Source organism: Micromonospora sp. NPDC049044, from assembly GCF_040649215.1.
Lineage (GTDB): Bacteria > Actinomycetota > Actinomycetes > Mycobacteriales > Micromonosporaceae > Micromonospora.
The window spans coordinates 1-26342 of record NZ_JBEZFA010000006.1 but is presented as its reverse complement, the minus strand read 5'-3'; the positions used below and the strand labels follow the sequence as shown (position 1 = coordinate 26342).

Sequence of the window (26342 nt, the reverse complement as noted above, 5' to 3'; positions counted from 1 at the left end):
CTGACGTGCGTCGTCGACTGGTGATCAGCTATCTGCTGCTGATGGTGCTCGTCCTCATCGCGTTGGAGACGCCGCTGGCGGTCACCATGGCCAGCCGCGAAACCGAACAGGTCCGGGCCGACCGGCTCGCCGACGCGACCCGGTTCGCCTCGCTCGCCGGGCCCGCACTGCGCGACGGTGGGCCAGGTCCGATCGAGCCGGAGCTGACCAGCTACGACGACCTGTACGGGATCGGAGCCGCGATCGTCGACCGGGACCGGAGCACACCCGTCGCGTCGCCGCGGTGGCGGCCCACCCCGGGCACCGCGTCGGTGCTGGACGTCGCGCTGTCCGGGCAGCAGACAAGCGCCCCCGAGCTGGTCTGGCCGTGGACGACCGGCCCGGTGGTGGTGGCGGTGCCGATAAACGACGGTGGTGAGGTGCTCGGCGCGGTGGTGATCGTGACCCCGGCCGACCCGATCCGTCGGGAGGTCGCCGCGTGGTGGTCGCTGCTCGCCCTGGCCGGCCTGCTCGCGGTGCTGGCCTGCGTGCTCACCGCGTTCGGGCTGGCCGGTTGGGTGCTGCGCCCGGTCACCGAGCTGGACGCGGTCACCCACGAGATCGCCGAGGGTGACCGGGGCGCCCGGGTGCAGCACCGGCCGGGCCCGCCGGAGCTACGTCGGCTCGCGGCCAGCTTCAACCACATGGCCGACGTCGTGTCCGACGTGATGGACCGCCAGCGCGCCTTCGTCGCGCACGCCAGTCACCAACTGCGCAACCCGCTCACCGCGCTGCGGCTACGGGTGGAGGAGCTGGGCCCCAGCCTCACCGACCCGGAGGGTCGGGCGGAGCACCAGTTGGCCCTGGAGGAGACCGACCGGCTGGCGTTGGTGCTCGACGCGCTGCTGACTCTGGCCCGCGCCGAACGGGAGGAGAACGAGCGGGTCACCGTGGACGCCGCAGCGGTGGCCGCGTCCCGGGTGGCGGCGTGGGCGCCGCTGGCCCGGCACCGTTCGGTAGCGTTGCGGCTGACCAGCACCGACGCCCCGGCGTACGCACAGACCGTGCCGACAGCTGTCGACCAGGCGCTGGACGCGCTCATCGACAACGCGGTGAAGTTCAGCGGGGCGGGCGGGGCGGTGACGGTGTCCGTGTCCCGTCGCGACGACGGGGTGGCCCTGGAGGTGCGCGACTCCGGTCCCGGCATGACCGGGAGTCAGCTCGGCCAGGCGACCGAGCGGTTCTGGCGGGCGCCGGACGCGCAGAACGTGGATGGAGCGGGGCTCGGCCTGACCATCGCCGCCGTGCTTGTGGACGCGTCCGACGGGCGGCTGACCATGCGCCCGGGGGAGTCGCGCGGACTGGTCGCGGCCCTGTGGTTCCCCGCGCCGGACCCGGACGGGTCGGCGGAGCCGGTGACCGGCGAGCGCGCCACCGACCTGCGGCAACCCCTGTCCCGGTAGGGCCGCCGTCAGGGTTTCTCCGCCCGGTACCAGGCGGCGGCGCCGGGGTGCAGCGGCAGCGGCGCGGTCACGATCGCCGAGCGAGGGCTCATCCGCCCTGCCGCCGGGTGCGCGGCGGCCAACTCGGCCCGCCGGTCCATCAGCAGCCGGGTCACCTCCCGGACCAACGAATCCGGCAGGTTGGCCCGGACGATCAGATAGTTCGGGTCGGCCACCGTGGTCACCGCGTCCAACCCGTAGACCGAGCGGGGAATGTCCCGGGACACGTACACCTGGCCGTAGCGCGAGCGCAGCTTCTCGGTCCAGCTGCTGAGGTCGACGATCCGGGTGGCGCTGCGCCGGGCCAGGTCCGCGATGCCCCGCACCGGCAGCCCACCGGAGAAGAAGAACGCGTCGATCTGCCCCGAGCCCAGCGCCGCGACCGAGTCGTCCAGCCCGAGCCGTTCACGGCGTACCGCGTCGCCGCCGAGGTCGGCCACCTCCAGCAGCCGGGTCGCGGTGATCTCGGTGCCCGAGCCAGGTGCGCCGACGGAGACCCGCCGGCCACGCAGGTCGTCGAGGGTGCGAACCGCGCCGCCGCCCGTGGTGACCAGGTGCAGCTGGTCGTCGTACACCCGGGCTATCGCCTCGACCGAGGAGTTTTCCGCGGCGTTCGTGGGTAGCACGTCGGCCTGGGTGAAGCCCAGCTCCGCGTCGCCGGAACCGACCAGGTGGATGTTCTCCGCCGAGGCGGCGGTGATCACCACGCTGGCGTGGACGTCGGGCAACTCCCGGTTGAGGATGGCCGCCAGCGACTGCCCGAACGCGTAGTAGACGGCGGTGGGGCTGCCGGTGGCGATTCGGATCGACGTCTGCTTGGTCGGGGTGTCCGGGCAACCGGCAGCGCCCAGGGTCATGGTCAGCAGCACCGTCAACAGGGCTGCCGTCCGCGCGTACGGACGCCGGGGCCGGCTGGAGGAGGTACGTCTCACGCGGTGCACTGTGCGCCGTCGGACCGGTGCGCGCAAGCTCCGGACCGCCGGTGTGCCGGGTGGGTGTGGCCCGGCCGCCGGTCAGCAGGCCGGGTGACGGGCCGCCGGCCCGGCCGCTCCCGCCGACCGAACCGGGCCGTGCGTTGATGTGCCCTGCGTCGGTGTGCCGTGCGCCGGTGTGCGCGCCGGCTCCACCGCCGCGTTGCTCAGGATCCGCGCCCGGTCCGGGCCGTCGGCCACGCTGACCAGGAAACAACCAGTACCGGCGCGCAGCCGGGCCGGGACGTCGAGCACGGCGGCGCTCCGAATCAGCACCGCGGCCAGCTCCCGGTCGGCGAGCCGCACACCCAGGATGTGCCGGCGGACGTGCCGCCCGGCGGCCAGCAACGCCGAGCGCCAGGCCGCCGCCGCGAGTCGGGTCACCAACAGTCGGCGGGCCGGCGAGGTGCCGGACAGCGGCGCACCGAGCAGCGCGCGTCGCCCCTGCCGCCAGCCCGCGTCCAACATCAAGGTGTACGCGCTCCGCTGCTCCTGCGGCACCCAGAGCCGGTGCAGCTCGTAGCGGCGGCGCAGGCCCCCGACGGCTACCTCGTGCGTGACCGGAATATCCAACCGGGCGAGCAACTGTCGCATCCGCTGCGCGGCGTCCTCCCGATTGAACTCCACCCCCGGTACGGGTGCCGGACTCGGCCGGGCGGCGGTCGGCGGCGGCGTGCAGCGCAGCAGGCAGGCGGCCTCGAACGCGTCGCCCAGCGTCAGCCAATCCAGCGGGGGCGGCGGCGCCGGCGAGCGCGGCCGGTCGAGCACTGCGGGTTCGCGGGTCAACGAAGGCTCCCTCGTCGGAGTCTGGGTTCCCCTACCGTGGCCCCTGACGCCTGGTTACGGAACTCCTCCGGCCCAGCCTTGAGCAAATCTTGCGGCTGATCGGACCGCCAGCTACAGCTCGGTGACCACCAGGTCCACCTGCCGCACCCGGCCGGGTGCGGTGGCCTGCTCCTCGACTGTGTGCTTCAACTCCCGCAGCGTGCCGAGCAGTTCCGCCGCCGAGCGCGGTCGGGCGCCGGCCACGAGCAGGTCCCGGACCAGCCGGCCCTTTGTCGCCTTGTTGAAGTGGCTGACCACCGAGCGGACCGGCACGCCGTCGACCTCCCGTTCGTGCAGCACCCGCAGGCTGACGGTCCGGTCGGCCACCTCGCCGCGCGGCGTCCAGGTGGCCGCGTACGCGCCGGAGCGTAGGTCCAGCACCGGGCCGCGCCCTGCGGCGGCGTCCACCGCCGGGGTCAGCTCCCGGCGCCAGTACGTCGACAGTGCTCCGACGTCGGGCAGGCGGGCGCCGATCGGGCAGCGGTACGGGGGGATCCGGTCGGTCAGCCGGACCGCTCCCCACAGCCCGGAGCTGATCAGGATCGACCGGCGGGCCGCCCGTTGCGCGGTGGCCGGCAACGAGGCCAGGTCCAGCGCCTCGTAGAGCACCCCGGTGTAGAGCCGTTCGGCCGGCGCGGTGGCCGCCGCCCGCAGTCGGGCGTTGCGGCGCAGCTCGCCCCGCTGGCCCCCGCTGAGGCCGAGCGCCGCCAGTGCCGTCGCCTCGTCCGGCCCGGCGCTGAGCGCGACAAGCGCGTCCAACACCCGCTCCCGGGCCGGGTTCAGCTCGGGCAACGAGAGCCGGTCCGGGGTCCAACGCCGCCCGGTGCCGGCGTCGGCCTTGCCCTCCGAGGGCGGCAGCAGGATCAGCATCTGGTCTCCTCGACGGGCGGTTCGGCGGCCCGGCCAGCGTACGACCTGTCGTCAGCGCCAGGGCCGCACCGGGGTCTCGGGGTGGTACACGCGATAGCCGCCGACCTCGCGGACCGGTGCGGCGTCGGCCCGGTCGGCGAGCAGCCGGCGCAGCCGACGCTCCATCGGCGAGTCGATCTCCACGACGTAGCCCGGCCGGGCGGCCCGCCCGACCTGCCGCCAGTACGGGCGGTACCGGTTCTGCCCGGGGGACAGGTCGGCGTCCAGCACCGCGCAGACCACCGTCTCGTCGGTGTTGAAGATCAGTCTGTTGCAGGTCCAGTAGTCCCCGTACACCTGGTGGGGTCCGTTCTCGCGCAGCGCGGTGGCCAACTCCCGGGCCTGGCGTTCCTCGGTCCGTGACGCGGCGGTGCCGGTGGCCGCGAAGCGCACGGTGACCACGAGCGTGGTGGCGGTCAGGGCGACCAGCACGACGGTGGACAGCACCCCGGCGAGCCGGCCCAGCGTGCTGCTGGTGCCCCGCCAGGCAGTCAGCGCCGCCACCCAGAGCGGCCAGAGCGCCGCCGGTAGCGACAGTTGCAGCACCGACAGGTAGCGGGCGTTGTCGAGCGGGCTGGTCGCGGCGAGCGGGCTGCGGACGTACGACAACAGGGTCAACGCGGCGCCGACGACAAGCGCGAGTTGCACGACCGGCCCGACCCGCTCCCCGCGCGACGCCGCCCGACGGTACGCGAGCACCGCGAGTGCCGCGCCGGCCACCAGCAGCACCGGGTACAGCACGCCGAACCACTGCTGCCACCGGCCGCAGCCGTCCACCGGGCAGAGCCCGTGCGCCAGCGGTACCCCTTGCAGCAGGCCACCCCGGAGCCGGTCGGACCAGGGCGGCTGCGGCCCGGCCTTGGTGCTGACCTCCCGGAACACGGTCAGCGAGTCCTCACCCGGCCCGGCACGCAGGTTGTCGAGGACCATCGGCGCGATCCCGACCACGACCCCCGCGACAAGCAGCAGGCCGGACCAGCCGAGCAGTTCGCGGCGCAGCGCCCACACCAGCGCCAGCCCGGCCACCGCCAGGTACGGCAGGATCAGCCAGTCCGACCAGGCGGCCAGCCCGACGAGCAGGCCGAACAACGCGGCCGCGAGCCGTCGGCGGCGGATCGTGCCGACGGCCAGCCCCACCGTGATCAGCAGCATCAGCAGCACCGCCGGCTTCACCTCCGGCCGTCCCCCGACGACGGTGAGCTGGTCGCGGACCACCCGCTCGCCGCCGAGCGCGAGCAGGCCGACGACGACTGTGGCGAACCACGGCGCGCAGAGCCGGCGGGTCAGCCGGTGGATCAGGTAGAGGAACAGCGCGTACAGGGCGAGCATCGGCAGCCGCAGCACCGGCCAGCTCGGCCCGGCCACCGCCACCAGCGGGGCGGCCAGGTACGACTCCAACATCCCCATGTAGTGCTGGCCGTAGAGGAAGACCGGGCGCTCCCGGCCGTGGCCGATGTGTAGCGCGGCGAGGCCGAAGGTCGCCTCGTCGCTGTTCGACACCGGCACCGTGTACAGCGTCAGGACCAGCCGGTACCCGACGCCGGCCAGCCCGAACAGCAGCGCGACGAGCGCCGGCCGGTCGAGTCGCGGGCGCCATCGCCCACGGTGCTGCTCTGGATGCGACACGACCAACGCCCCCGTCGTCGTCCCGACCGGAGTGTTTCACGTTCGGCCGGGCCACCGAGGTGGATCGGCGCAGCCGGGCCGGGCCGGTTCGGCTCGACAGCGGCCGGCTTGGATCGGCGCAGCGGGGGCCGCTCGCGTGGCCGCGGCTGTCGACGTGTGGCAGGGTTGGCGCGTGCCACCCACTCCTGCCGGCCAACTGGCCATTCCGAGCCTGCATCGGGCTGCACGGATCGAGGACGCCGTCCACCAGCTCGTTCAGCGCCGGCTGCGGCGCACCGGCTGGCGGGTCAACATCGTCGCGTACACCGGCTACGGCGCGCCGGGGTGGGTGCGGGTGATGTGCCGGGTGTTGCTGGGCCGCCCGGACACCCGCCAGCGGGGCCGGCTGGACAAGGTCCGCGGCTGGCGTAGCTTCACGACACTGCCCAACAAGCACGTCACGGTGACCATCGAGGCCGGCGGGGTGCGGCACGAGACGCAGGCCGACCGCAGCGGCTTCGTCGACACGCTTGTCGAGGCGGACCTGCCACCGGGCTGGGGCACGGTACGCCTCAGCGTGCCGGACGCCGACCCGGTCGACGCACCGGTGCGCATCCTCGACCCGGAGGTCAGGTTCGGCATCATCTCCGACATCGACGACACGGTGATGGTGACCGCGCTGCCCCGACCGCTGCTCGCCGCGTGGAACACGTTCGTGCTCGACGAACACGCCCGCAACGCGGTGCCTGGCATGGCGGTGCTCTACGAGCGGCTGGTCACCGCGCACCCCGGCGCACCGGTCTTCTACCTCTCCACCGGCGCGTGGAACGTGGCACCCACCCTGACCCGCTTCCTGTCCCGGCACCTCTACCCGGCCGGACCGCTGCTGCTCACCGACTGGGGCCCGACCGCCGACCGCTGGTTCCGCAGCGGGATGGAACACAAACGGTCCACGCTGGCCCGGCTGGCCAAGGAGTTCCCCGAGGTGCGCTGGCTGCTTGTCGGCGACGACGGCCAGCACGACCAGGAGATCTACCGGGAGTTCGCGGCCGCCCACCCGGAGAACGTCGCAGGGGTGGCGATCCGCCGGCTCTCGCCGACCCAGTCGGTGTTGGCTGGCACCCTGCCCGCCCCGGCGGGTCGCCCGTCGTCCGGGCCGGTGGGGCAGAAGTGGCTCTCCGCGCCGGACGGCGCGGGTCTCTGGAAGTTGCTCCGCGACGCCGGGCTGGTCTGAGCGCACCGGTCGGCGTGTCGGCCGAGGGTTGCCGCGCTGCGCTATCTGGAGGATCCGCAACCCCGCAGAGGGCTGGGTCCGCGCCAAGTCGATGAGCCCTCCCATGATCGTGCTCGATCCAGGAAACAGGCCCCTTCGGCGGGAACGAGGCCACTACAACCAGGATCGAGCACGATCAAGCCAGGCAGGCATCGCGGCGCGGGTCAGCCCTGGCGGAGCCAGACGGCACCCAGCGGCGGGATCTGGAGGGCCGCCGAGGCGACCATGCCGTGCCACGGCACGTCCTCGGCCCGTACCTCGCCCAGGTTGCCCACCCCCGACCCGCCGTAGTGGTGCGCGTCGGTGTTGAGCACCTCGGTCCACGTGCCGCCAGCCGGTAGGCCGATCCGGTAGTCGTGCAGGGGCTGGGCGGAGAAGTTCGCCACGCACACAAGTGTCGAGCCGTCCGGGGCGATCCGGACGAACGACACGGTGTTGTTGGCGACGTCGTCGCCGGCGATCCAGCGGAAGCCGGCCGGTGCGGTGTCCTGTGCCCAGAGCGCCGGGGTGTCCCGGTAGACCCGGTTGAGGTCGGCGACGAGGCGCTGCACCCCGGCGCGGGCCGGGTCGTGGAGTAGGTACCAGTCGAGGCCGCGCTCCTCGCTCCACTCCCGGTCGTCGGCCAGCTCGGAGCCCATGAAGAGCAACTGCTTGCCCGGGTGCGCCCACATGTACGCCAGCAGCGCGCGCACGTTCGCCAACCGCTGCCAGGTGTCGCCGGGCATCTTGCCGGCCAGCGAGCCCTTGCCGTGCACCACCTCGTCGTGGCTGATCGGCAGCACGTAGTTCTCGCTCCAGGCGTACGCCAGGGAGAAGGTGAGCTGGTGGTGGTGGTGCTGGCGGTAGATCGGGTCCTTCGAGGTGTAGAGCAGGGTGTCGTGCATCCAGCCCATGTTCCACTTGAACCCGAAGCCCAGCCCGCCCTCGGCGGTGGAGCGGGTGACGCCCGGCCAGGCGGTGGACTCCTCGGCGATCATGACGACGCCGGCGTGGTGCTTGTAGACCGTCGCGTTCACCTCCTGCATGAGCGCGATGGCCTCCAGGTTCTCCCGTCCGCCGTACTGGTTCGGGGCCCACTGGCCGTGCTCGCGGGAGTAGTCCAGGTAGAGCATCGAGGCGACGGCGTCCACCCGCAGCCCGTCGACGTGGAACCTGTCGCACCAGTAGAGCGCGTTGGCGACCAGGAAGTTGCGCACCTCGTTGCGGCCGAAGTCGAAGACGTACGTACCCCAGTCGGGGTGTTCGCCCCGGCGCGGGTCGGGGTGCTCGTAGAGCGGGGTGCCGTCGAAGCGCGCGAGGGCCCACTCGTCCTTGGGGAAGTGCGCGGGCACCCAGTCCAGGATCACGCCGATGCCGGCGGCGTGCAGCCGGTCCACCAGGTGCCGGAATTCGTCCGGGTCGCCGAACCGGGAGGTCGGCGCGTAGTACCCGGTGACCTGGTAGCCCCAGGAACCGCCGAACGGGTGCTCCATCACCGGCAGAAACTCCACGTGCGTGAAGCCCAACTCGGTGACGTACTCGGTGAGCTGCTCGGCCAGTTCGCGGTAGCTCAACCCGGGCCGCCACGAGCCGAGGTGCACCTCGTAGACGCTCATCGGCTCCTGGTGCGGCTGCCGCTCGGCCCGGCGGGCCAGCCAGTCCGCGTCGTTCCACAGGTACGTCGAGTGGTGCACCACGCTGGCGGTGGCCGGCGGCACCTCCGCGTACGCCGCGAGGGGGTCGGCCTTGTCGCGCCACTGCCCGTCGGCGCCGAGGATCCGGTACTTGTAGCGGGCCCCGACCCGGGCGTTGGGCACGAACAGCTCCCACACGCCGGTGGAGCCGAGTGAGCGCATCGGCCAGCCGTCGTCGGGCCCCCAGCCGGTGAAGTCGCCGACCACCCGCACGCCGCGGGCGTTCGGCGCCCACACGCTGAACGCGACGCCCTCGTCGAAGACCCGGGCGCCCAGCGCGTCCCACAGTCGCTCGTGCCGGCCCTCGCGGATCAGGTGCAGGTCCAGCTCACCGAGGGTCGGTGGATAGCGGTACGGGTCGTCGTGGGTGGTGCCGTCGACCTCCACCCGGTAGTCGAGCACCGTGCCGTCGACCTGGGTCTCGAAGACACCCGCGTCGTGCACCCGCTTCATGGGATGCCGTTCGTCGCCGACGAGCAGCACCACGTCACCGGCACCTCGGCGCAGCGTGCGGATCGTCGTTGACGCGTCGGCGGGGTGCGCGCCGAGCAGCGCGTGCGGGTCGTGCGTCGCGCCGGTGATCAACTGGTCCATCGGTCGTCCTTCGGGGCGGCGTCGGTCGGTGCGGAGGCGGGCGGGCGGGGCTTCGCTGAGCGGGGAGGGGCCGGGCGGGGAGCGGCCGGCCGGGGAGCGGACGAACGCGAGGCCGCCGCCGTGCCACCGTCCGCAACCGAGCCACCGTACGCTGCCGTGCCAGTGCTGGCGGTCGGGTCAGCGCCGGTCGTCGGCGTGGGGGTCGTCGGCGCGGTGCCGCCGGACAGGTCGTCCGGGACGTCGGTGACGGTGAGGTCCGCCGGTTCGACGACGGCGGGTGCCGGAGCGGAGGGCGCGACCGGGCGGCGGACGGTCAGCACGTGCGCCGGTTGCAGGTACGGGTCGAGCCGTACCGCGTTGCGTTGACCCCAGTCGTAGCTGGTGCCGGTCAGCTCGTCGTACACGGTGAACCGCTCGTGCCAGTCGAAGCCCAGCTCCGGCATGTCCAGCGTCGTGTTGCCCCACTGCACCTCACGCGAGTCGAACGAGCAGATCACGATGACGGTGTTGCCGGTGTCCGGGTCGTGCTTCGACCAGCACAGCAACGCCGGGTTGTCGATCTCGTGGAAGCGCAGGTTGCGGAGCTGGTGCAGCGCCGGGTTGTCGCGGCGTACCCGGTTGAGGGTGGTCAGGAACGGTGCCAGCGAGCGGCCCTGCGCCTCGGCGGCGGCCCAGTCGCGGGGACGCAGCTCGTACTTCTCGTTGTCCAGGTACTCCTCGGCCCCCGGCCGGGCCACGTGCTCGAACAGCTCGAAGCCCGCGTACATGCCCCAGGAGGGGGAGAGCAACGCGGCAAGCACCGCCCGGATCTTGAACATCGGCGGGCCGCCGTGCTGCAACGAGGAGTGCAGGATGTCCGGCGTGTTCGGCCAGAAGTTCGGCCGCATGTGGTCGGCCGACGCGACAAGCTCCTCGCAGTACTCCCGCATCTGCGCGGCCGTCGTGCGCCAGGTGAAATAGGTGTACGACTGGGTGAAGCCGATCTTGCCGAGGCCGTGCATGATCGCAGGCCGGGTGAACGCCTCGGCCAGGAACAGCACGTCCGGGTCGACAGCCTTGACTTCGGCGATCAGCCAGTGCCAGAAGTCGAACGGCTTGGTGTGCGGGTTGTCCACCCGGAAGATCCGAATGCCCTCGCCGACCCAGTGCAGCACCACCCGCAGCACCTCGGCCCGGATGCCCTCCGGGTCGTTGTCGAAGTTGACCGGGTAGATGTCCTGGTACTTCTTCGGCGGGTTCTCCGCGTACGCGATGCTGCCGTCGGCCCGGGTGGTGAACCACTCCGGGTGCTCGGTGACCCACGGGTGGTCCGGCGCGCACTGCAACGCCAGGTCCATCGCCACTTCCAGGCCCTGTGCCGCAGCCGCCTGGATGAAGGCCCGGAAGTCTGCCGGCGTACCCAGGTCGGGGTGGATGGTGTCGTGGCCGCCCTCGGCGGCGCCGATCGCCCACGGCGAGCCCACGTCGGTCGGCCCGGCGGTGAGCGCGTTGTTGCGGCCCTTGCGGTTGACCCGACCGATCGGGTGGATCGGCGGCAGGTAGAGCACGTCGAAGCCCATCGCGGCCACGCCCGGCAGCCGCTCGGTGGCGGTGGCGAAGGTGCCGGAGCGGCCACCCACCGCACCCTCGGAGCGGGGGAAGAACTCGTACCAGGCGGAGAAGAGGGACCGCTTGCGGTCCACCCAGATCGAATACGTGTCACCGGTGGTGACCAGCTCCCGCACCGGGTGCGCCCAGAGCAGGTCGGCCAGGGCGAGCGCCGGGCCGACCCGCTGCGGCAGGGGCAGGTCGGTGTCCGCGACGGCGGTGAGCGCCTCGGCGACCCGCTGCCGGTCGGCGGGCGGAACGAGGTCCCGGGCGGCGGTGAGCACCCGCGCCCCCTCGGCCAGGTCGTTGGCGAGGTCCTCCGGGCCCTGCCCGGCGGCGATCTTCTTGGTCACCGCGTTCTGCCAGGTCAGGTACGGGTCTCCGAACGCCTCGACGGAGAACGTCCACTCGCCGACGGCGTCCGGCGTGATGACGGCGTGCCAGCGATCCTGGCCGGGTTCACCGGGGCGCATCCGGGTGAACGGCAGTGTGGTGCCGTCGGGGCCGGCCCACACCACGTTGCAGCCCAGCGCGTCGTGCCCCTCCCGGTAGGCGCGCGCCGACACCGGAACCGGTTCGTCGACCACCGCCTTGGCCGGGTACCGCCCGCACGAGACGACGGGGGAGACGTCTTCGATCGGGAACCGTCCAGTCACCCCGCCAACCTACTGCGCGAGATCCGTTCGCGCGCGGCCAAGCACCCCAGGTGCCCTTCTCCGCGATGATCGGATGCCCAGGTGTTCCAGGAGGTGTCGCGGGACCTACCCCGCGCGCCGGCCGGTGTTCGTCGCCCGCCAGGACGGCCAATCCTGTGGCCAGGTGTCGGGCCAGTCGTCGACCCGGGCGGCCAGCCCGATCCCGGTAGGGCCGAGCACACCTCTGGAGACCCGTTCGGCGACACCGGAGATCTCCACCGCCGTCAGCGGCGCCCACCGGTGGAGCCGTTCGCCGAGCGCTCCGTCGACGAGAGCCTGCGCGTGTTCCGCCGGCATGCCGGCGGCCGTGAGGAACCACCGCAGGGTGATCTCGCACCATCCCGGCCAGTCGTCGTCGTACTCGGCGACGGGGGCGGCGGCAAAATTCATCAGCTCCGCGACGGCGGCCTCCCAGGCGGCGGCGGCGTCAGCCGCGCCGGCGGCCCGCGCCGGATCGAGCGACGGCAGAATCCGGTTGAAACGCTCGGCCAGACTCTCCAACCAGCGCCGCCAGGCCGCCAGCGAGTCGGCGACGAACACCGGTGCGTCAGTCGGCGTCGGGATGCGGTCGATCACGAAGCCCAACCGCTCCCTCTCCCAGGGCCCCCAGTACCAGCGGTAGGCCCACTGGCCGTACCGCTCGGACAGGATCACGCTGACGGCGTCGACCCAGGCGAAGGTTTCTGACTCCCCGAGCCACCCAACGCCGTCGCGGAAGGCCGGCGGGGGAGGCGGCGGAGGAACCAACGCCCGGACCGTTACCGACATATCGACCGGGTCGAACGGGTGCCGCGCCGGATCGACGTCCGCCCACGTCGCGAGAAGTGGTCCGTGGTCCGCCATGGCTCAGCATGGTGCCAGCCGGCCGTCCTGACGTGAAACCAATAAGCACGAGAGACCCAATGCCGCACAGTTGGACGAGCCTTCGTCGGATAGTCCGTTGCCGCCCGAGCACCGTGCCGCCTACCTCCTCGACGTGGCCGGCGTCCATGCCCGGGCAGGTGACATGCTCAGGGGCGGGCCGGACGCTGCTTGACGCGGAGCGCGTCGCGCACAGCGAGGTGCACTACCGCCCGGCGATGCGGAACATGGTCGCCGTCGTGTGGCGAAACGCCGCCGCGCCAGCCGAACTGGCCCAGCTCGCCGCCGCCCTCCACGTTGCCTGACGAACGTCGCTCGCTCGCCCCTAACTGCGTCGGTGGTAGTGGTTGCGGCGGGGGACCTGTGTGGGGTCGAGCCAGGCGGGTGGGACGAACTCCGGGTGCCCGTCGCCGCCGAGCCGGATGGCCCAGTCGCCGTGGTGCAGGTGTCGGTGGTGGTGGCCGCAGAGCAGGACAGCGTTGTCGAGGCTGGTCGGGCCGCCGTCGGCCCAGTGCCTGATGTGGTGGGCGTCGCACCAGCGGGGTGGGCGGTCGCAGCCAGGGAACGCGCAGCCCCGGTCGCGGAGCACCAGGGCGCGGCGTAACGGCCCGGTGATGAGGCGGCGTTGTCGGCCCACGTCGAGGGGTTGACCGGCGCCGCCGAGGACGGTCGGCAGGAGGGCGGCGTCGCAGGCGAGCCGGCGAACGGCCTCGGGGGTGAGCTGAAGGCCGGTGTCGAGGGCGCCGACGCCCAGCTCCCGCGTCAACCCGTCATAGGCCGTGGTGATGACGATCTGGGTGGGGTCGCCGCCGTGCTCGGGCAGCTCGCCGGTGCGCAGGGCGAGTCGGCAGACGTCGGCCAGGGCGTCGTGGCGACGTTGGCCCGGGGTGCGGGTGTCGTCGGGGCCGGTGGGGGCGGTGAGTGGGTCGATGGCGGCGCGCAGCGCGGCGGCGGCTTCGGCGTCGAGGACCCCGGAGAGGCGCAACCGTCCGTCGGACTGTTCGCTGACGGTGATGTGTCGGTCGCGGCCGGCTCGTGACTCCTGCGCCCGCAGGGCCGCCTCGGCGGCGGCGTCGGCGACCTCCGGGGCCACGTGGTCGAGGATGCGGGTGCCGAGCCTGCGCAACTGGGCGGCGTCGAACTGTGCCGCCCAGTCGACGAGAACGCCGACGGCCTTGTCGGCGGCCTCCGCGCCAGCGACGACGTGCACAGTCTCGACCGTCTCGGCGATGACCCGGACCTGCTCCTGATCGGCCACCCCACCGGCCAACGCGTCACGCACCCCCGCCGGTGCGGCGTCGAGCGTCGCGGCCAGCTCGACCAAACGGCGGGCGGCGCCGACCCCGAGGCGCAGCCGGTCGCGCAGCCACACGGCCGTCGAGGACGCGCCCTGTGCGGTGGCGGTGCCACGCCCGTCCAACTCGCGCACCAGGGTCAGCTTGACTGCGGCGAGGCGTTGCTCGATGCGGTGCGTGGCATCCAGGGCCGCCACGAGGTCGCGCTCACCAGCGGCCCAGACGGCCGTGTCGAAGCAGGCCGTCACCGCGGCCTCTGCCTGCTCCAACGTATCGATCACCACCAGAGAATAGAACAGGTGTACGACATTTTCCGGATCGACGCTCGCCCCTCCGGAGTGGGTCGGCGCGCCACGGCGTGCGCGGCGGTGGCGTAGCCTCCGGCCATGATCGAACGGGTGAAGGTGGCGGTTGTCGGCGTCGGCAACAACACGTCGGCGTTGGTGCAGGGGCTCGCTCTGCACCGCCACAGCGGCAGCCTGGTCGGGATTCGCAGGCCGATGATCGACGGGCTCGGGGTGGGCGACATCGACGTCGTCGCCGCGTTCGCCACGTCCGAGGAGAAGATCGGCAGGGACCTGACCGAGGCGATCTTCCTGCCGCCCAACAACTTTCCCCGGCTCAACTGCGACCTGCCCAAGGCGGGTGTGCCGGTCACGAGAGGCCTCGTCGACGCGACAGGGGTGCAGTGGGTGGCGGCGGCACTGGCCGGGGCGGAGGTGCTGCTCTACTCGGCGCCGAGTGGCCGACCGGACGTCGCCCGGGCGTACGCCGAGGCAGCGCGTACCGCGGGCGTCGCCTTCATCAACACCACAGCCGACCCGATCTCCCGCGATCCGGACGTGCTGAGCGGTTTCGAAGCGGCCGGTCTGCCGCTGATCGGCGACGACCTGGCCAGCCAGTTCGGCACCTCGGTGCTGCACAACGCGCTGCTGCGGCTGCTCAAGGAGCGGGGCCTCACCCTGGTCAGCTCCTACCAGGTCAATCTGGGCGGCACCGAAGACTTCCGCAACCTGGTCGAGAACCCCAACACCAAGAAGCAGTCCAAGCTCAACGCCCTGGCCGGGGCGGACCGCGTCGAGGTGGCTCCGCTCGGTTACCTGCCGCATCTCGGGTCGCAGAAGGTGGCTCACCTCAACCTGGAGGCGCAAGGCTGGGGCGAGACAACCGTGAGCCTCGACGTGAAGCTGAAGGTGCACGATCCCAGCGGCGCCGCCGGGGTCAACATCGACCTGATCCGCATCGCCGCCGCCGCGCTACGGAACGGACGTGGTGGTCACTGCGCCGAGGCGACCTCATTGCTGAAATCTCCGCCTGGAACGGCGATCTGAGCGTGGCTCCCGCGTCGCGTCAGCACCAGGACCGCGCGGGTGGGGTGTCGACCGTACGGGTGAGGAATGCTCGGCCCGGGGCGGCGGCGCGGGCTGGCGGTGAGTGAATGGGCAGATGACAATCCTCGCGATCGTCGTCGGCGGTGGTATCGGCGCTACCCTGCGTTACCTGCTGGGCCTCGGCTTCGCGCCGTCCACGCCACCTGACTTCCCCTGGGTCACCTTCGCTATCAACATGGTGGGCGCCTTCGCTCTCGGCGCCGTGATGACGCTGCTGGCGGCACACCGGCTGCCCGGCCCGTGGGGCAAGCCGTTCCTGTCCACCGGGCTCATCGGCGGGTTCACCACCTGGTCGCACTTCATCGTCGAGTCCGACCAGCTGATCGGGGCGCGGCGCAGCGGAATCGGCATCGTCTACCTGGTGGTGTCCATCGTCCTCGGAGTGATCGCGGCAGCGCTCGGCGCCCGCCTCGTGGAACTGCGCACCGGGCGTCCGACGGGGAGGGGCGCCTGATGTGGGTGGGCATCGGGGTGTTCCTGGCCGGCGGGCTCGGAGCGCTGAGCCGCGCCGGCATCGATGCCCTTGTCAAGCCGTGGTGGAAGGCGCGGGCCACCGGGTCCAGCAAGGCGTTCCCGGCGAGCACCTTCCTGATCAACGTCTCGGGCGCTTTCGTGCTCGGCATCGTCACCGGCTACGCGGTGAAACACACCGCCGCCGGCGCGCAGGACTTCGCCACGATCGTCGGGGTCGGCTTCCTCGGGGCGTACACCACCTTCTCCACCGAGGAGTGGCACACCCTGGGACTGCTGCGCAGGAACGCCGCGGTCGAGGCGTTCAACGTGCTCGGCAGCCTCTGCGCCAGCCTCGTGCTGGCCGCGCTCGGCCTGTGGATCGGCAGCAGCTCTAGCCCGCCAAGCCTGACTACCGCAGCGCGCTCGGGTCAGTGAACGAGACCACCGCACGGGGCGCCGGGCACCCGAAACGAAGGCGGCCATGCGCCCCGGCAGAAAGGCGGCCGTGCGCCCCGGCAGAAAGGCGGCGTGCGCCCCGCGCGGCGGACTCGTCGTCACCTTCCGATCTTGTCCAGGTCGGCGAGGTCCTCGTCGGAGAGCGACAGCCCCGCGCCGGCGACGTTCTCGCGCAGGTGCGCGACTGACGACGTACCCGGAATGAGCAGGATGTTCGGCGAGCGCCGCAGCAGCCAGGCCAGGGCGACCGACATCGGTGTCGCGGCCAACCTGTCGGCCACGGCCGACAGGGCTGCAGACTGGAGCGGGCTGAAGCCGCCGAGCGGGAAGTAGGGCACGTAGGCGATGCCCTGTTCGGCGAGCGTGTCGATCAGGTCGTCGTCCTGGCGGAAGGCCAGGTTGTACATGTTCTGTACGCACACGATCGGCGCGATCGCCTGCGCCTCGGCGACCTGCTGCGCCGTCGCGTTGCTCACCCCGAGGTGCCGGATCAGGCCCTGCCGCTGGAGGTCGACGAGCGTCTCGAACGGTTCGGCGAGCGAGCCGGGTTGTGGGCCTTCGGCGTTGCCGAGCCGCAGATTGACCAGGTCGAGCACCTCGACGCCGAGGTTCTCCAGGTTCTCGTGGACCGCCCGGCGCAGGTCGTCGGGCTTGCGGGCGGGGGGCCAGCCGCCCTGCTGGTCGCGGGTGGCGCCGACCTTGGTGACGATGTGCAGCGATTCGGGGTACGGGCGCAGAGCCTCCCGGATCAGCCTGTTGGTGATGCGTGGCCCGTAGGCGTCGCTGGTGTCGATGTGGGTGATGCCGAGTTCGACGACCTCGCGCAGGACGGCGAGCGCGCCGTCGTGGTCGGCGGGCGGCCCCATGACCCACGGCCCGGCGAGCTGCATGGCGCCGTAGCCGAAGCGGGTGACGCTCAGGTCGCCCAGCATCCAGGTGCCGCCGGGGAGGGAAGGCTTGCCGCCTTGAAGGGCGTGGGCGTCGTCGGTAACGGAAGTGGAGCGCATGTGCAGGCCTCGGATTTCAGGTGGAGTGCGGCGCGATCAGTGCCGCGCAGGTACCTGCTTCACTCTGGTCGGGTAACTTCCTGCTGGGAAGTAGGCACTTCAAAGTGCGTAACACACCGACAGGTGGGGGAGTGGCGCGGATGGCGACGACGACGGCGGCCCAGCAGAGAGCACAGACCAGGGCGCAGTACGACGTATTCCTGGCCGAGTGCCCCAGCCGCAAACTGCTCGACCGGATCTCCGACAAGTGGGTCACGTTGATCCTGGCCGCGCTGGGCAGCGACGGCTCCCACCGGTTCGGCGCCGACTGCGCCGGTGAACCCCGCCCGCTGCGCTACTCCGAGCTGTCGCGCCTCCTGGCCGGCGTCAGCCAGAAGATGCTCACCCAGACGCTGCGCTCCCTGGAACGCGATGGCCTGATCACGCGAACGGCGACGCCGACCGTGCCCGTCACTGTCACCTACGAGCTGACCGATCTCGGCGTCTCGCTGCACCAGATGATGCGCGGCCTGAAGGGCTGGGCCGAGACACACATGGACGAGGTGCTCGACAACCGCGCGACGTACGACACCCGCGCCTCCGCGGGATGACCTGGGCGGGTCAGGCCTCCAGCAGCGAGCGGTAGACGTCGAGGGTCTGGCGGGCGACGGAGTCCCAGGAGAAGTGCTCGACCGCGCGCCGACGACCGGCCTGACCGAACCGACCGGTACGCGCCGGGTCGGCGAGCAGCGTGTTGATCGCCGACGCCAGGTCCGCGACGAACTTCTCCGGCTCCAACGGGGTCCCCGACCCGTCGCTGACCTGCTCGATCGGCACCAGCAGGCCGGTCTCGTCGTCGGACACCACCTCCGGGATGCCGCCGGTCGCGGTCGCCACCACGGCCGTCTCGCAGGCCATCGCCTCCAGGTTGACGATGCCCATCGGCTCGTAGATCGACGGGCAGGCGAAGACGGTGGCGTGGGTGAGCACCTGGATCACCTCCGGCTTGGGCAGCATCTCGGCCACCCAGACCACGCCGGAGCGGTTGGCCCGCAGCTCCGCGACAAGCCCCTCCACCTCGGCGGCGATCTCCGCCGTGTCCGGCGCGCCGGCGAGCAGCACGAGCTGCGTGTCGGCAGGCAACTCCCGGGCGGCCCGCAGCAGGTAGGGCAGCCCCTTCTGCCGGGTGATCCTTCCCACATAGACCACGCTGGGGCGGGACGGGTCGATGCCCAGCCGGTCCAGCACGTCGGTGCCGGGGTCCGGGGCGTACTGCACGGTGTCGATGCCGTTGTAGACCACCCGGACCTTCGACGGGTCGATCTGCGGGTAGGCGGTGAGCACGTCGTTACGCATCCCCCCACTGACCGCGATCACCGCGTCGGCGGCCTCCATCGCGGTGCGTTCGATCCAGGACGAGAGCGCGTAGCCGCCGCCGAGCTGCTCGGCCTTCCACGGCCGCAGCGGCTCCAGGCTGTGCGCGGTCACCACGTGCGGCACGCCGTGCAGCAGCTTCGCGGTGTGCCCGGCCAGGTTCGCGTACCAGGTGTGGCTGTGCACCACGTCGGCGCCCGCCGCGCCGGCGGCCATCTCCAGGTCCACGCCCATCGTGCGCAGCGCGGCGTTCGCGCCGGTCAGGCCGGGTGATTCGGCGTACGCGGTGACGCCCGGCTCGGTGCGCGGCAGGCCGAAGCAGTGCACCCGCACCTCAGCGAGGCGGCGCAACTCCCGGGCCAGGTACTCGACGTGCACCCCGGCGCCGCCGTAGACCTCCGGCGGGTACTCGCGGGTGAGCAGATCGACGCGCAGCGGGGTGGGTTCCGTCATGACCCCGCACCCTAGTGCAGAAGAGTCCCCGTACGAGTGGTGAAGTGCGACGCGGGTGGATAGCGTCGGGGCATGGCTGCCAAGGTGCTCGCGATCGTCCTGGCGGGTGGGGAGGGCAAGCGCCTGATGCCACTCACCACGGACCGGGCCAAGCCGGCCGTCCCGTTTGGCGGGATGTACCGCATGGTCGACTTCGTCCTCTCCAACCTGGCCAACGCCGGCTATCTCAAGATCGTCGTGCTGACCCAGTACAAGTCCCACTCCCTCGACCGACACATCACCAAGACCTGGCGGATGTCCACGCTGCTCGGCAACTACGTCACCCCGGTGCCCGCGCAGCAGCGTCGTGGCCCGTGGTGGTTCGCCGGCTCGGCCGACGCCATCTACCAGAGCTTCAACCTGATCAATGACGAGCAGCCCGACTACGTGATCGTCTTCGGCGCCGACCACATCTACCGGATGGACCCCCGGCAGATGGTGGAGGACCACATCGCCTCCGGCGCCGCGGTCACCGTCGCCGGCATCCGCCAGCCGCTGTCGATGGCCGACCAGTTCGGCGTCATCGAGGTCGGCGAGGACGGCCGGAAGATCCGAGCGTTCCGGGAGAAGCCCACCGACGCGGTCGGCCTGCCCGACGCGCCGGACGAGATCTACGCCTCGATGGGCAACTACGTCTTCACCACCCGGGCGCTCTGCGAGGCGGTCGAACGCGACGCCGCCGACAAGAGCAGCAAGCACGACATGGGCGGCAGCATCATCCCGATGCTCGTCGAGCGGGGCGAGGCGAACGTCTACGACTTCCGCGACAACGAGGTGCCGGGCAGCACCGACCGGGATCGTGGCTACTGGCGCGACGTGGGAACGCTCGACTCGTTCTACGACGCGCACATGGATCTGATCAACGTGCACCCCGTCTTCAACATGTACAACTTCGACTGGCCGATCTACACCGAGCAGCCGCCGTGGCCACCGGCGAAGTTCGTCCACCAGTGGGGTGAGCGGGTCGGCCGGGCGGTCGGCTCGATGGTCTCGCCCGGGGTGGTGATCTCCGGATCGCTCGTGGAGAACTCGATCGTCTCGCCGAAGGTGCGGGTGCACTCCTGGGCGCACGTCGAGGGCTCGGTGCTGATGGAAGGTGTGGAGATCGGCCGGCACGCGGTTATCCGGCGGGCCATCCTGGACAAGAACGTGTTCGTCCCGGAGGGCGTCGAGATCGGCGTCGACCTGGAAAAGGACCGGCAGCGCTACACCGTCTCCGACAATGGCATCGTGGTGATCGGCAAGGGCCAGAAGGTCGTGCCGTGACCGACCCGCACTCCCCGAGGAGGATCCCGCAGTGACCCACCCCCGTGCCGGCCAGCCCGCGGAGCCCGCCGACCTGGTCGACGTGCCGCGCCTGGTGACCGCCTACTACGCCGAGCATCCGGACCCCACGGACCCGGCCCAGCAGGTCTCCTTCGGCACCTCCGGGCACCGCGGCTCCAGCCTGCGCAACGCGTTCAACTCCGACCACATCCTGGCGGTCACCCAGGCGCTCTGCGACTACCGGCGGGAGCAGGGGCTGGACGGGCCCCTCTTCCTCGCCCGGGACACCCACGCGCTGTCCGCGCCGGCGGCCGTGGACGCCCTGGAGGTGCTCGCCGCCAACGGGGTCACCGTGCTCGTCGACAGCCGCGACGGCTACACCCCCACCCCGGCGTTGTCGCACGCGATCCTCACCCACAACCGGGGGCGCACCAGCGGGCTCGCCGACGGGATCGTCATCACCCCGTCGCACAACCCGCCGGACGACGGCGGCTTCAAGTACAACCCCACGAACGGCGGGCCGGCCGACACCGACGTGACCCGGTGGATCCAGGACCGCGCCAACGCGATCCTCGCCGCCGGGCTCAAGGAGGTCCGCCGGATCACCTACGCGCGGGCTCGGGCCGCCGACACCACCGGGGAGTACGACTTCCTCGCCCACTACGTCGACGACCTGCCCGCGGCGATCGACATCGACGCGATCCGCGACGCCGGGGTGCGCATTGGCGCGGACCCGCTCGGCGGGGCGAGCGTGGCGTACTGGGGCGAGATCGCCGAGCGGCACCGACTGGACCTGACCGTGGTCAACCCGACGGTCGACCCGACCTGGCGGTTCATGACCCTGGACGGCGACGGCAAGATCCGGATGGACTGCTCCTCGCCGAACGCGATGGCGTCGCTGATCGCCGCCCGCGCCGACTTCCAGATCTCCACCGGCAACGACGCGGACGCCGACCGGCACGGCATCGTCACCCCGGACGCCGGTCTGATGAACCCCAACCACTTTCTGGCGGTGGCGATCGGCCACCTGTTCCGGACCCGTAGCGAATGGGGTCCGGCCGCCGCCGTGGGCAAGACCCTGGTCTCCTCGTCGATGATCGACCGGGTCGCCGCGGACCTGGGTCGGCCGCTGCTGGAGGTGCCGGTCGGCTTCAAGTGGTTCGTGCCCGGCCTGCTCGACGGGTCGGTCGGCTTCGGCGGCGAGGAGAGCGCCGGGGCGTCGTTCCTGCGCCGCGACGGTTCCACCTGGACCACCGACAAGGACGGCATCCTGCTCTGCCTGCTCGCCTCCGAGATCCTGGCCACCACCGGGCGTAGCCCGAGCGAGCACTGGGCGGAACTGGCCGAACGCTTCGGCGCGCCGTCGTACGCCCGGATCGACGCCCCGGCCAGCCGGGAGCAGAAGGCAGTGCTCGCCAAGCTCTCCCCGGAGCAGGTGACCGCCACCGAGTTGGCCGGTGAGCCGATCACCGCGACCCTGACCACCGCCCCCGGCAACAACGCCCCGATCGGTGGCCTCAAGGTCAGCACCGAGTCCGGCTGGTTCGCCGCCAGGCCCTCGGGCACAGAAGACGTCTACAAGATCTACGCCGAGTCCTTCCAGGGCCCCGACCACCTCAAGCAGATCCAACAAGAAGCCAAAACCCTCGTAGACCAAGCCCTAACCCAGTCCTAACCCCAAACCCCACCCCCCACCCCACACCCGCGTTGATCATGAAGTTATTGCCACGACACGCCGCGCGGCATGGCAATAACTTCATGATCAACCGTGTCGGGTGGGGTGGGGTGGGAGGTGGGGGAGGGGGTGGGGGTTTAGCAGGGTGGGGGGATTTCTTGTTGGGCGCGGCGGCGTAGTTCTTCGGGGAGCAGCTCGCGGAGCTGCTCGGGCAGGAACGGCAGGTCGAGCAGGGTCATCTTCAACTGGTTGCGTTCCTGGTAGCGCAGCGGGTCGAAGCGGACCACCAGACCGGCGTTGCGGCGGTACGTGATGTCCACCGCCCCCTCCGTTGCCGCGTCGCGGAACACCAGCCCGTCCATCTCCACCACGACCGGCGACGAGTCGGGCCGCAGCTCCAAGCGGATCTTCTCGTCCGGTGAGAGCACCACCGACCGGGAGATGCCGGCCATCGGCGCCGACGGCGTGATCACCACCGAATCGGCGGCGGGGGAGATCAGTGGGCCGCCTGCCGCGTAGCTGTACGCCGTCGAGCCGATCGGGGTGCTCACCACCACGGCATCGCTGCGGTAGTAGCCGTACTGCTGACCGTCGATGCCGAGGGTGACGCTGACGAAGCCGGAACCGGGCTGGCGGACCAACGCGATGTCGTTGAACGCCACCACGTCGTCGCCGCACACGTCGCAGGCGAGGCAGGCGTGCGACTCGACTGTGAAGTCCTTCGACAGCAGCCGACTCAGCGCGTCGGGCAGCTCCGGCGGCTCGATTTCGACGAGAAACCCCAGGTGACCCAGGTGTACGCCGAGCACCGGCTTCGGGTCGCGGATGGCGGAGCGCAGCGCACCCAGCATGGTGCCGTCCCCACCGATGCTGATCAGCGCGTCGGCGCGGGTGGCAACCTCCTCGGCCGGTACCGGTTCGACGCAGGACGGCACGCGGTGCTGGTCCTCCTCGCTCACCATGAGCGTCTTGTGGTGGCGCGTCGCCCACCGCTCGATGATCCCGACCACCTCGGTGACATCCCGGGTGGGGTGCAGCACAAGTCCCAGCCCCGACACCCGTACAGCTCATCACATTCGTGGTGGCCGCACCCGTCGTACACCGAAGGTGCGCCGACGGTCGGGGACCGCCGGCGCACCTCGCCGCCGTCAGGGCCGGGGTCGACCGCTGAGGTGCCTCAGCGAGCGGGCGACCAGGTCGTCGCGGGCAGCCGGGGGCAGCCCCTCCAGCCCGAAGCCCAGATAGACGGTGTCGTCGGTGACCACCACCGAGCCCTCCTCGAACGCCCGCTGGCTGCGCGACCAGTCGGTGGCGTTGCCACCGGACCCGGCCGGTGGCCCGGCCACCGTCCAGCCGCCCAGGTCGGCCGACTCGAACGAGGTGTCGGCCACTGTCGCCCCGTCGACAACCACTCGGGCGTCGTCCAGGAAGACGCCGAGCCCCTGGGTCGACCAGTCCGAGGCGTACGTGATCGACACCTCGACCTGCTTGCCGGCATAAGCGGACAGGTCCGTGACGAACTCCTTCCAACCGCCGGAGGCGCCGGACGCCGCGTTCCAGCTGCCGGTGCTGCCGGTGGGCGAGCAGTCCGCGCCCTGGTAGTGCGTCAGGAACGGGTGCACCTCACTCCAGTTGCTGAGACAGCTCTCCCCGGTCGCCGTGCTGGTCTTGCCGTTGACGTCCGGCAGGGTCGTCCAGTTGTCGCTGCCCACCTCGTGCGCCTCGACGAAGAGGAAGTCCCAGTCCTGCTCGATGTCGTACGAGGTGAAGAAGCGCAACTCCGCGGCGCTCGCCCCGGTCAGGTCAACAGTGCGGGTGAGCCGCTTGTACGACTCGTCGCTCTGCCCGCTGTGCAGGTACCACTCGCCGGTCCGCGGATCGAACGGCGCGCCGCCCGGCCGGGTCCAGCCCACCGGCGCGGAGCTGGCGAACTGGGGGAACTCGTCCGGCGGCAGGAAACTCGACGTGGTCAGGAACGATGCGCTGTGCTCCTGGTTCTGCGCCGACCCGGGCGCGTTGAGCTGCCCGCTGAAGCCGGTGAACGCCCCGTCGATCCCGGCGACCGGGTACGGTCCCCCGTCCGGTGAGGTGCCGCCGTCACTGACGTAGGTGTGCGCGCCCAACCAGTACTGCTGGAAGTCGTTGAGCAACGGCAGGCAGCTGGCGGAATCGGCGTCGGTGCACTCGGGCGGTGCGTCCGGGTGATAGACGTACGACCCGTTGGCGCCCTGGGCGTACAGCGCGTACTGGCCGCTGACCAGGAGCTTGCCGCCCTCGTTGAGGTAGTCCCGGACGGCCAGCTCGGTGGTGAGCGCCGCCTTGGCCGTGGTGCCGGGCACCTGCCCGGGGGAGCGCAGGATGACGTCGTCGCCGGTCTCCCAGACCACCGCCTTGTAGTGCGACAACACGCCCAGCGGGTGGGGTGCCTCGCGTCCCATCGCGTCGAAGTCGTACACGTCGCTGCTGCGTCCGGCGGCACGCAACGACGCCGCGACCTCGTCGGCGTACTTCGCGGTGGTGCCGGTCTGCGTCGGGCTGAGGCCGGTGACGTCCTCCATCGCGAGGACCAGCACGTCGCCGCCGATGTCGTTGTGCACCCGATAGGTGAAGTGTTCGCTGGCCACCACCCCGGCTCGCGGTTTGTTTCCGGTGAACCAGACCTCCACCCGGTCACCCGGCTTCGCGCCGGTGACGGTGCCGCGCAGTTCGGCGTAGTAGTCGTCGTTCGTGTCGCCGTACCGCTCGCCGCCGCGCCACTCGCGGACCGCTACCGTCTTCGGTCGGCCGCCGTTGACCGTGTAGTGCATCCGGACGTTCTTCAGCGCCCGACGGGTGATCGAGGCGACCTGCTGGGTGCGCCCGTACGAGGTGTCGAACGCGTCCACCACGAAGTCCGGGGTGCTGCGACCGACCACCGACACCGGGTCGTCCGGGTCCGCCGCCGAGCGGGCCACGGCAAGCGCGAACGGCAGGTTCTTCTGCACCTCACCGGCGATGAGAGCCTCGTCGTCGGGGAAGATGAAGCCGCTGACGCAGTCCTCCGGGCGCCACTCGTCGTCCGGGTCGACCGCCGAGGCGGCCTCGCAGGTGGACATCTCCGGGGTGAAGCCCAGCGTGCCGTACTTGACGGTGGCGTGGCTGTCGGTGTCCCCGTTGGTGGTGTACAGCTCGGCGGAGATGTCCGGGTCGTAGCCGGGCACCGCCGGGTGCGCGTCGTCACCGGCCATCGTCTCGTAGATGACGTCGTCCGGGGTGGGGGTGCTCACCTGCCAGCCGACGCCGTAGAGCAGCAACTCGGCCGCCGAGTGGTAGTTGACGAAGAACTCGAACCCGACCCGCTTGAAGAGCCCGTCCAGGGCTTTGGTCTCCGGCTCCGAGTTGGGGCCCGGGCCCCGGTAGGTTTCGCTGTTCGGGTCCGGTGACGAGCCCTCGTTGTCGTACCCCCACTTGTAGCTGAAGTTGCGGTTGAGGTCGACACCGTCGCCCGAGGTGATCTGCCCGTCGCCGTTGTTGTCCCGCAGGTTCTTGCGCCACAGCCGGTTGCCGGGGGTGAAGGTGTGGTCGTAGCCGTCCGGGTTGGCGACCGGCAGGAACCACAGTTCGGTGGTGTCCAACAGGCGGGTGATCTCCCGGTTGGTGCCGTAGCTGTCAAGCACGTGGTGCATCAGCCGCCGGGTCATCTCCGGCGTGATCCACTCGCGGGCGTGCTGCGCACCGGCGTAGAGCACCGCCGGTCGCCGTCCGTCCGGGACGGTCCGCGCGTTCTTGGTGACCTTGAGGGCGACGATCGGCTGGCCCTGCTGGCTGCGACCGATCGTCTGCACCTTGGCGAGCTTCGGATACCGGGCCGCTGTGGCGTTCAGCTCGTCCCGCAGACCGCCCGGCTCCCCGTAGGGCCGGAAACTCGCCCAGCCCGCCGCGGCCTGCTCCCGCAGCGCCTGCGAGGCGTCCTTGCCGCGAACCTTCTTCACCGCCAGCGGTACGCCCTTGTCGGTCAACCGTTTCGCCTGCCGGCGGCTGAGGACCGTCTCGACGGTGGTGCGGCCGGATGAGTCCGTCTTCGCGTCGTGGCCGAGGTCGACCCCCGCCGCGCGCAACTGCTCCCGCTGTTTCGCGTCGACAGTGCCGACGTACACCTCCAGGCCGTCGCGGGCGCCCGGTTCGGATGGTGGCCGCGCGCTGGCGGGTGGGGTCAGTGCCAGTGCGCCGAGCAGGGTGACCACGCTGGCGATCGCCAGTCGTCTCGGTCTCATCGCGCCTCCTTGGGTGAAGGACCTGTAGGCGCGAGCCTTCGGTGCGGCGTGATCGATGTCAATAGTTCGATGGGCGCGAGGTGGCTGCCCGTGTTGGTGTGGGTGCCGGCTGTGATCATGTGGTGGGCTGGGCTAGGCCGTGTCTTCAAAGGTTCACAGCCATTGGAGTAGCGCGGCGATGGTGACGGTGGCCTGGTACGAGGTCGCGGTCTTGTCGTAGCGGGTGG

At 71.3% G+C, this 26342-nt stretch carries 20 protein-coding genes and 1 pseudogene; 9 read left to right on the top strand and 12 right to left on the bottom strand.

Translation table 11 applies throughout. The features are described from left to right. Positions 1-5: 5 nt before the first annotated feature. Complete coding sequence (locus AB0B85_RS06390; protein WP_357404205.1) at positions 6-1442, top strand: HAMP domain-containing sensor histidine kinase; 1437 nt, start codon at positions 6-8, stop codon at positions 1440-1442. Between the two features lie 8 nt (positions 1443-1450). On the opposite strand, the gene AB0B85_RS06385 is transcribed toward AB0B85_RS06390, so the two are convergent. The 4 genes from AB0B85_RS06385 to AB0B85_RS06370 all read right to left on the bottom strand — a co-directional run bounded on the left by AB0B85_RS06385 (position 1451) and on the right by AB0B85_RS06370 (position 5812). After that, positions 1451-2413 (bottom strand): TAXI family TRAP transporter solute-binding subunit, encoded by a 963-nt coding sequence (locus tag AB0B85_RS06385; protein ID WP_357404203.1) that lies wholly within the window; start codon positions 2411-2413, stop codon positions 1451-1453. Between the two features lie 81 nt (positions 2414-2494). Beyond that, complete coding sequence (locus AB0B85_RS06380) at positions 2495-3238, bottom strand: hypothetical protein (protein WP_357404201.1); 744 nt, start codon at positions 3236-3238, stop codon at positions 2495-2497. A 111-nt stretch (positions 3239-3349) separates the two neighbouring features. Further along, positions 3350-4147 carry a peroxide stress protein YaaA gene (gene yaaA / locus AB0B85_RS06375; RefSeq protein WP_357404199.1) on the bottom strand — a complete coding sequence of 266 codons (798 nt, stop codon included), beginning with the start codon at positions 4145-4147 and terminating at the stop codon, positions 3350-3352. Between the two features lie 51 nt (positions 4148-4198). Then, on the bottom strand, positions 4199-5812 hold the full coding sequence (locus AB0B85_RS06370) for a hypothetical protein (RefSeq protein ID WP_357404197.1): 1614 nt from the start codon (positions 5810-5812) through the stop codon (positions 4199-4201). 172 nt (positions 5813-5984) lie between these two features. Here AB0B85_RS06370 and AB0B85_RS06365 point away from each other — a divergent pair, with 172 nt between their 5' ends. Then, positions 5985-7025, top strand: coding sequence for a phosphatase domain-containing protein (locus AB0B85_RS06365; RefSeq protein ID WP_357404195.1), 1041 nt, complete (start codon positions 5985-5987; stop codon positions 7023-7025). Positions 7026-7228: 203 nt separating this feature from the next. On the opposite strand, the gene glgB is transcribed toward AB0B85_RS06365, so the two are convergent. The 3 genes and pseudogenes from glgB to AB0B85_RS06350 form a co-directional block, all read right to left on the bottom strand. Next, the gene (glgB, locus tag AB0B85_RS06360; protein WP_357404193.1) at positions 7229-9331 is read right to left on the bottom strand and encodes a 1,4-alpha-glucan branching protein GlgB; all 2103 of its coding nucleotides are present in this window, start codon (positions 9329-9331) and stop codon (positions 7229-7231) included. A gap of 197 nt (positions 9332-9528) precedes the next feature. Further along, positions 9529-11574: pseudogene (locus AB0B85_RS06355) on the bottom strand (maltotransferase domain-containing protein); the annotation flags it as partial. 105 nt (positions 11575-11679) lie between these two features. After that, positions 11680-12456, bottom strand: a complete 777-nt coding sequence (locus AB0B85_RS06350) for a hypothetical protein (RefSeq protein WP_357404191.1) — start codon at positions 12454-12456, stop codon at positions 11680-11682. A 158-nt stretch (positions 12457-12614) separates the two neighbouring features. Between AB0B85_RS06350 and AB0B85_RS06345 the strand changes: the two genes are divergently transcribed. Next, positions 12615-12779, top strand: coding sequence for a hypothetical protein (locus tag AB0B85_RS06345; protein WP_357404189.1), 165 nt, complete (start codon positions 12615-12617; stop codon positions 12777-12779). A gap of 20 nt (positions 12780-12799) precedes the next feature. Here AB0B85_RS06345 and AB0B85_RS06340 read toward each other — a convergent pair whose 3' ends face one another. Further along, entirely contained in the window at positions 12800-14050 is a 1251-nt protein-coding gene (locus AB0B85_RS06340) for a DUF222 domain-containing protein (protein ID WP_357404187.1), read from the bottom strand. Positions 14051-14155: 105 nt separating this feature from the next. Here AB0B85_RS06340 and AB0B85_RS06335 point away from each other — a divergent pair, with 105 nt between their 5' ends. The 3 genes from AB0B85_RS06335 to AB0B85_RS06325 all read left to right on the top strand — a co-directional run bounded on the left by AB0B85_RS06335 (position 14156) and on the right by AB0B85_RS06325 (position 16048). Beyond that, positions 14156-15100: an inositol-3-phosphate synthase gene (locus AB0B85_RS06335; protein ID WP_357404185.1), complete on the top strand. Its 945-nt coding sequence runs from the start codon at positions 14156-14158 to the stop codon at positions 15098-15100. A 115-nt stretch (positions 15101-15215) separates the two neighbouring features. Further along, positions 15216-15614, top strand: coding sequence for a fluoride efflux transporter CrcB (crcB, locus tag AB0B85_RS06330; RefSeq protein ID WP_357404183.1), 399 nt, complete (start codon positions 15216-15218; stop codon positions 15612-15614). Next, positions 15614-16048 (top strand): CrcB family protein, encoded by a 435-nt coding sequence (locus AB0B85_RS06325; RefSeq protein ID WP_357404181.1) that lies wholly within the window; start codon positions 15614-15616, stop codon positions 16046-16048. Before crcB ends, AB0B85_RS06325 begins: the two co-directional genes overlap by 1 nt. 119 nt (positions 16049-16167) lie before the next feature. Here the strand turns inward: AB0B85_RS06325 and AB0B85_RS06320 are convergent, their stop codons facing one another. After that, positions 16168-17076, bottom strand: a complete 909-nt coding sequence (locus AB0B85_RS06320) for an aldo/keto reductase family oxidoreductase (RefSeq protein ID WP_357404179.1) — start codon at positions 17074-17076, stop codon at positions 16168-16170. 140 nt (positions 17077-17216) lie between these two features. Here AB0B85_RS06320 and AB0B85_RS06315 point away from each other — a divergent pair, with 140 nt between their 5' ends. Beyond that, positions 17217-17666, top strand: coding sequence for a helix-turn-helix domain-containing protein (locus AB0B85_RS06315; protein WP_357404177.1), 450 nt, complete (start codon positions 17217-17219; stop codon positions 17664-17666). Between the two features lie 10 nt (positions 17667-17676). On the opposite strand, the gene glgA is transcribed toward AB0B85_RS06315, so the two are convergent. Next, the gene (gene glgA, locus AB0B85_RS06310; RefSeq protein WP_357404175.1) at positions 17677-18882 is read right to left on the bottom strand and encodes a glycogen synthase; all 1206 of its coding nucleotides are present in this window, start codon (positions 18880-18882) and stop codon (positions 17677-17679) included. A gap of 72 nt (positions 18883-18954) precedes the next feature. On the opposite strand from glgA, the gene glgC reads away from it, so the two are divergent. Together glgC and pgm are read left to right on the top strand one after the other, a co-directional pair. Continuing rightward, positions 18955-20187, top strand: coding sequence for a glucose-1-phosphate adenylyltransferase (gene glgC / locus AB0B85_RS06305; protein WP_357404173.1), 1233 nt, complete (start codon positions 18955-18957; stop codon positions 20185-20187). Between the two features lie 31 nt (positions 20188-20218). Further along, positions 20219-21862 carry a phosphoglucomutase (alpha-D-glucose-1,6-bisphosphate-dependent) gene (pgm, locus tag AB0B85_RS06300; RefSeq protein ID WP_357404171.1) on the top strand — a complete coding sequence of 548 codons (1644 nt, stop codon included), beginning with the start codon at positions 20219-20221 and terminating at the stop codon, positions 21860-21862. Positions 21863-21999: 137 nt separating this feature from the next. Here pgm and AB0B85_RS06295 read toward each other — a convergent pair whose 3' ends face one another. Both AB0B85_RS06295 and AB0B85_RS06290 read right to left on the bottom strand, forming a co-directional pair. Next, positions 22000-22920, bottom strand: a complete 921-nt coding sequence (locus tag AB0B85_RS06295; RefSeq protein ID WP_357404169.1) for an NAD(+)/NADH kinase — start codon at positions 22918-22920, stop codon at positions 22000-22002. Positions 22921-23010: 90 nt separating this feature from the next. After that, a complete protein-coding gene (locus AB0B85_RS06290) occupies positions 23011-26115 on the bottom strand; it encodes a M14 family zinc carboxypeptidase (RefSeq protein WP_357404167.1) in 3105 nt (1034 codons plus the stop codon). Positions 26116-26342 lie beyond the last annotated feature (227 nt).

Excerpts from the sequence above, each read along its gene's own strand:
- AB0B85_RS06350 (WP_357404191.1), bottom strand. The coding sequence starts at position 12,456 with ATGGCGGACCACGGACCACTTCTCGCGACGTGGGCGGACGTCGATCCG.
- AB0B85_RS06335 (WP_357404185.1), top strand. The coding sequence starts at position 14,156 with ATGATCGAACGGGTGAAGGTGGCGGTTGTCGGCGTCGGCAACAACACG.
- yaaA (WP_357404199.1), bottom strand. The coding sequence starts at position 4,147 with ATGCTGATCCTGCTGCCGCCCTCGGAGGGCAAGGCCGACGCCGGCACC.
- AB0B85_RS06320 (WP_357404179.1), bottom strand. The coding sequence starts at position 17,076 with ATGCGCTCCACTTCCGTTACCGACGACGCCCACGCCCTTCAAGGCGGC.
- AB0B85_RS06290 (WP_357404167.1), bottom strand. The coding sequence starts at position 26,115 with ATGAGACCGAGACGACTGGCGATCGCCAGCGTGGTCACCCTGCTCGGC.
- glgB (WP_357404193.1), bottom strand. The coding sequence starts at position 9,331 with ATGGACCAGTTGATCACCGGCGCGACGCACGACCCGCACGCGCTGCTC.
- AB0B85_RS06325 (WP_357404181.1), top strand. The coding sequence starts at position 15,614 with ATGTGGGTGGGCATCGGGGTGTTCCTGGCCGGCGGGCTCGGAGCGCTG.
- glgA (WP_357404175.1), bottom strand. The coding sequence starts at position 18,882 with ATGACGGAACCCACCCCGCTGCGCGTCGATCTGCTCACCCGCGAGTAC.
- AB0B85_RS06315 (WP_357404177.1), top strand. The coding sequence starts at position 17,217 with ATGGCGACGACGACGGCGGCCCAGCAGAGAGCACAGACCAGGGCGCAG.
- crcB (WP_357404183.1), top strand. The coding sequence starts at position 15,216 with ATGACAATCCTCGCGATCGTCGTCGGCGGTGGTATCGGCGCTACCCTG.
- glgC (WP_357404173.1), top strand. The coding sequence starts at position 18,955 with ATGGCTGCCAAGGTGCTCGCGATCGTCCTGGCGGGTGGGGAGGGCAAG.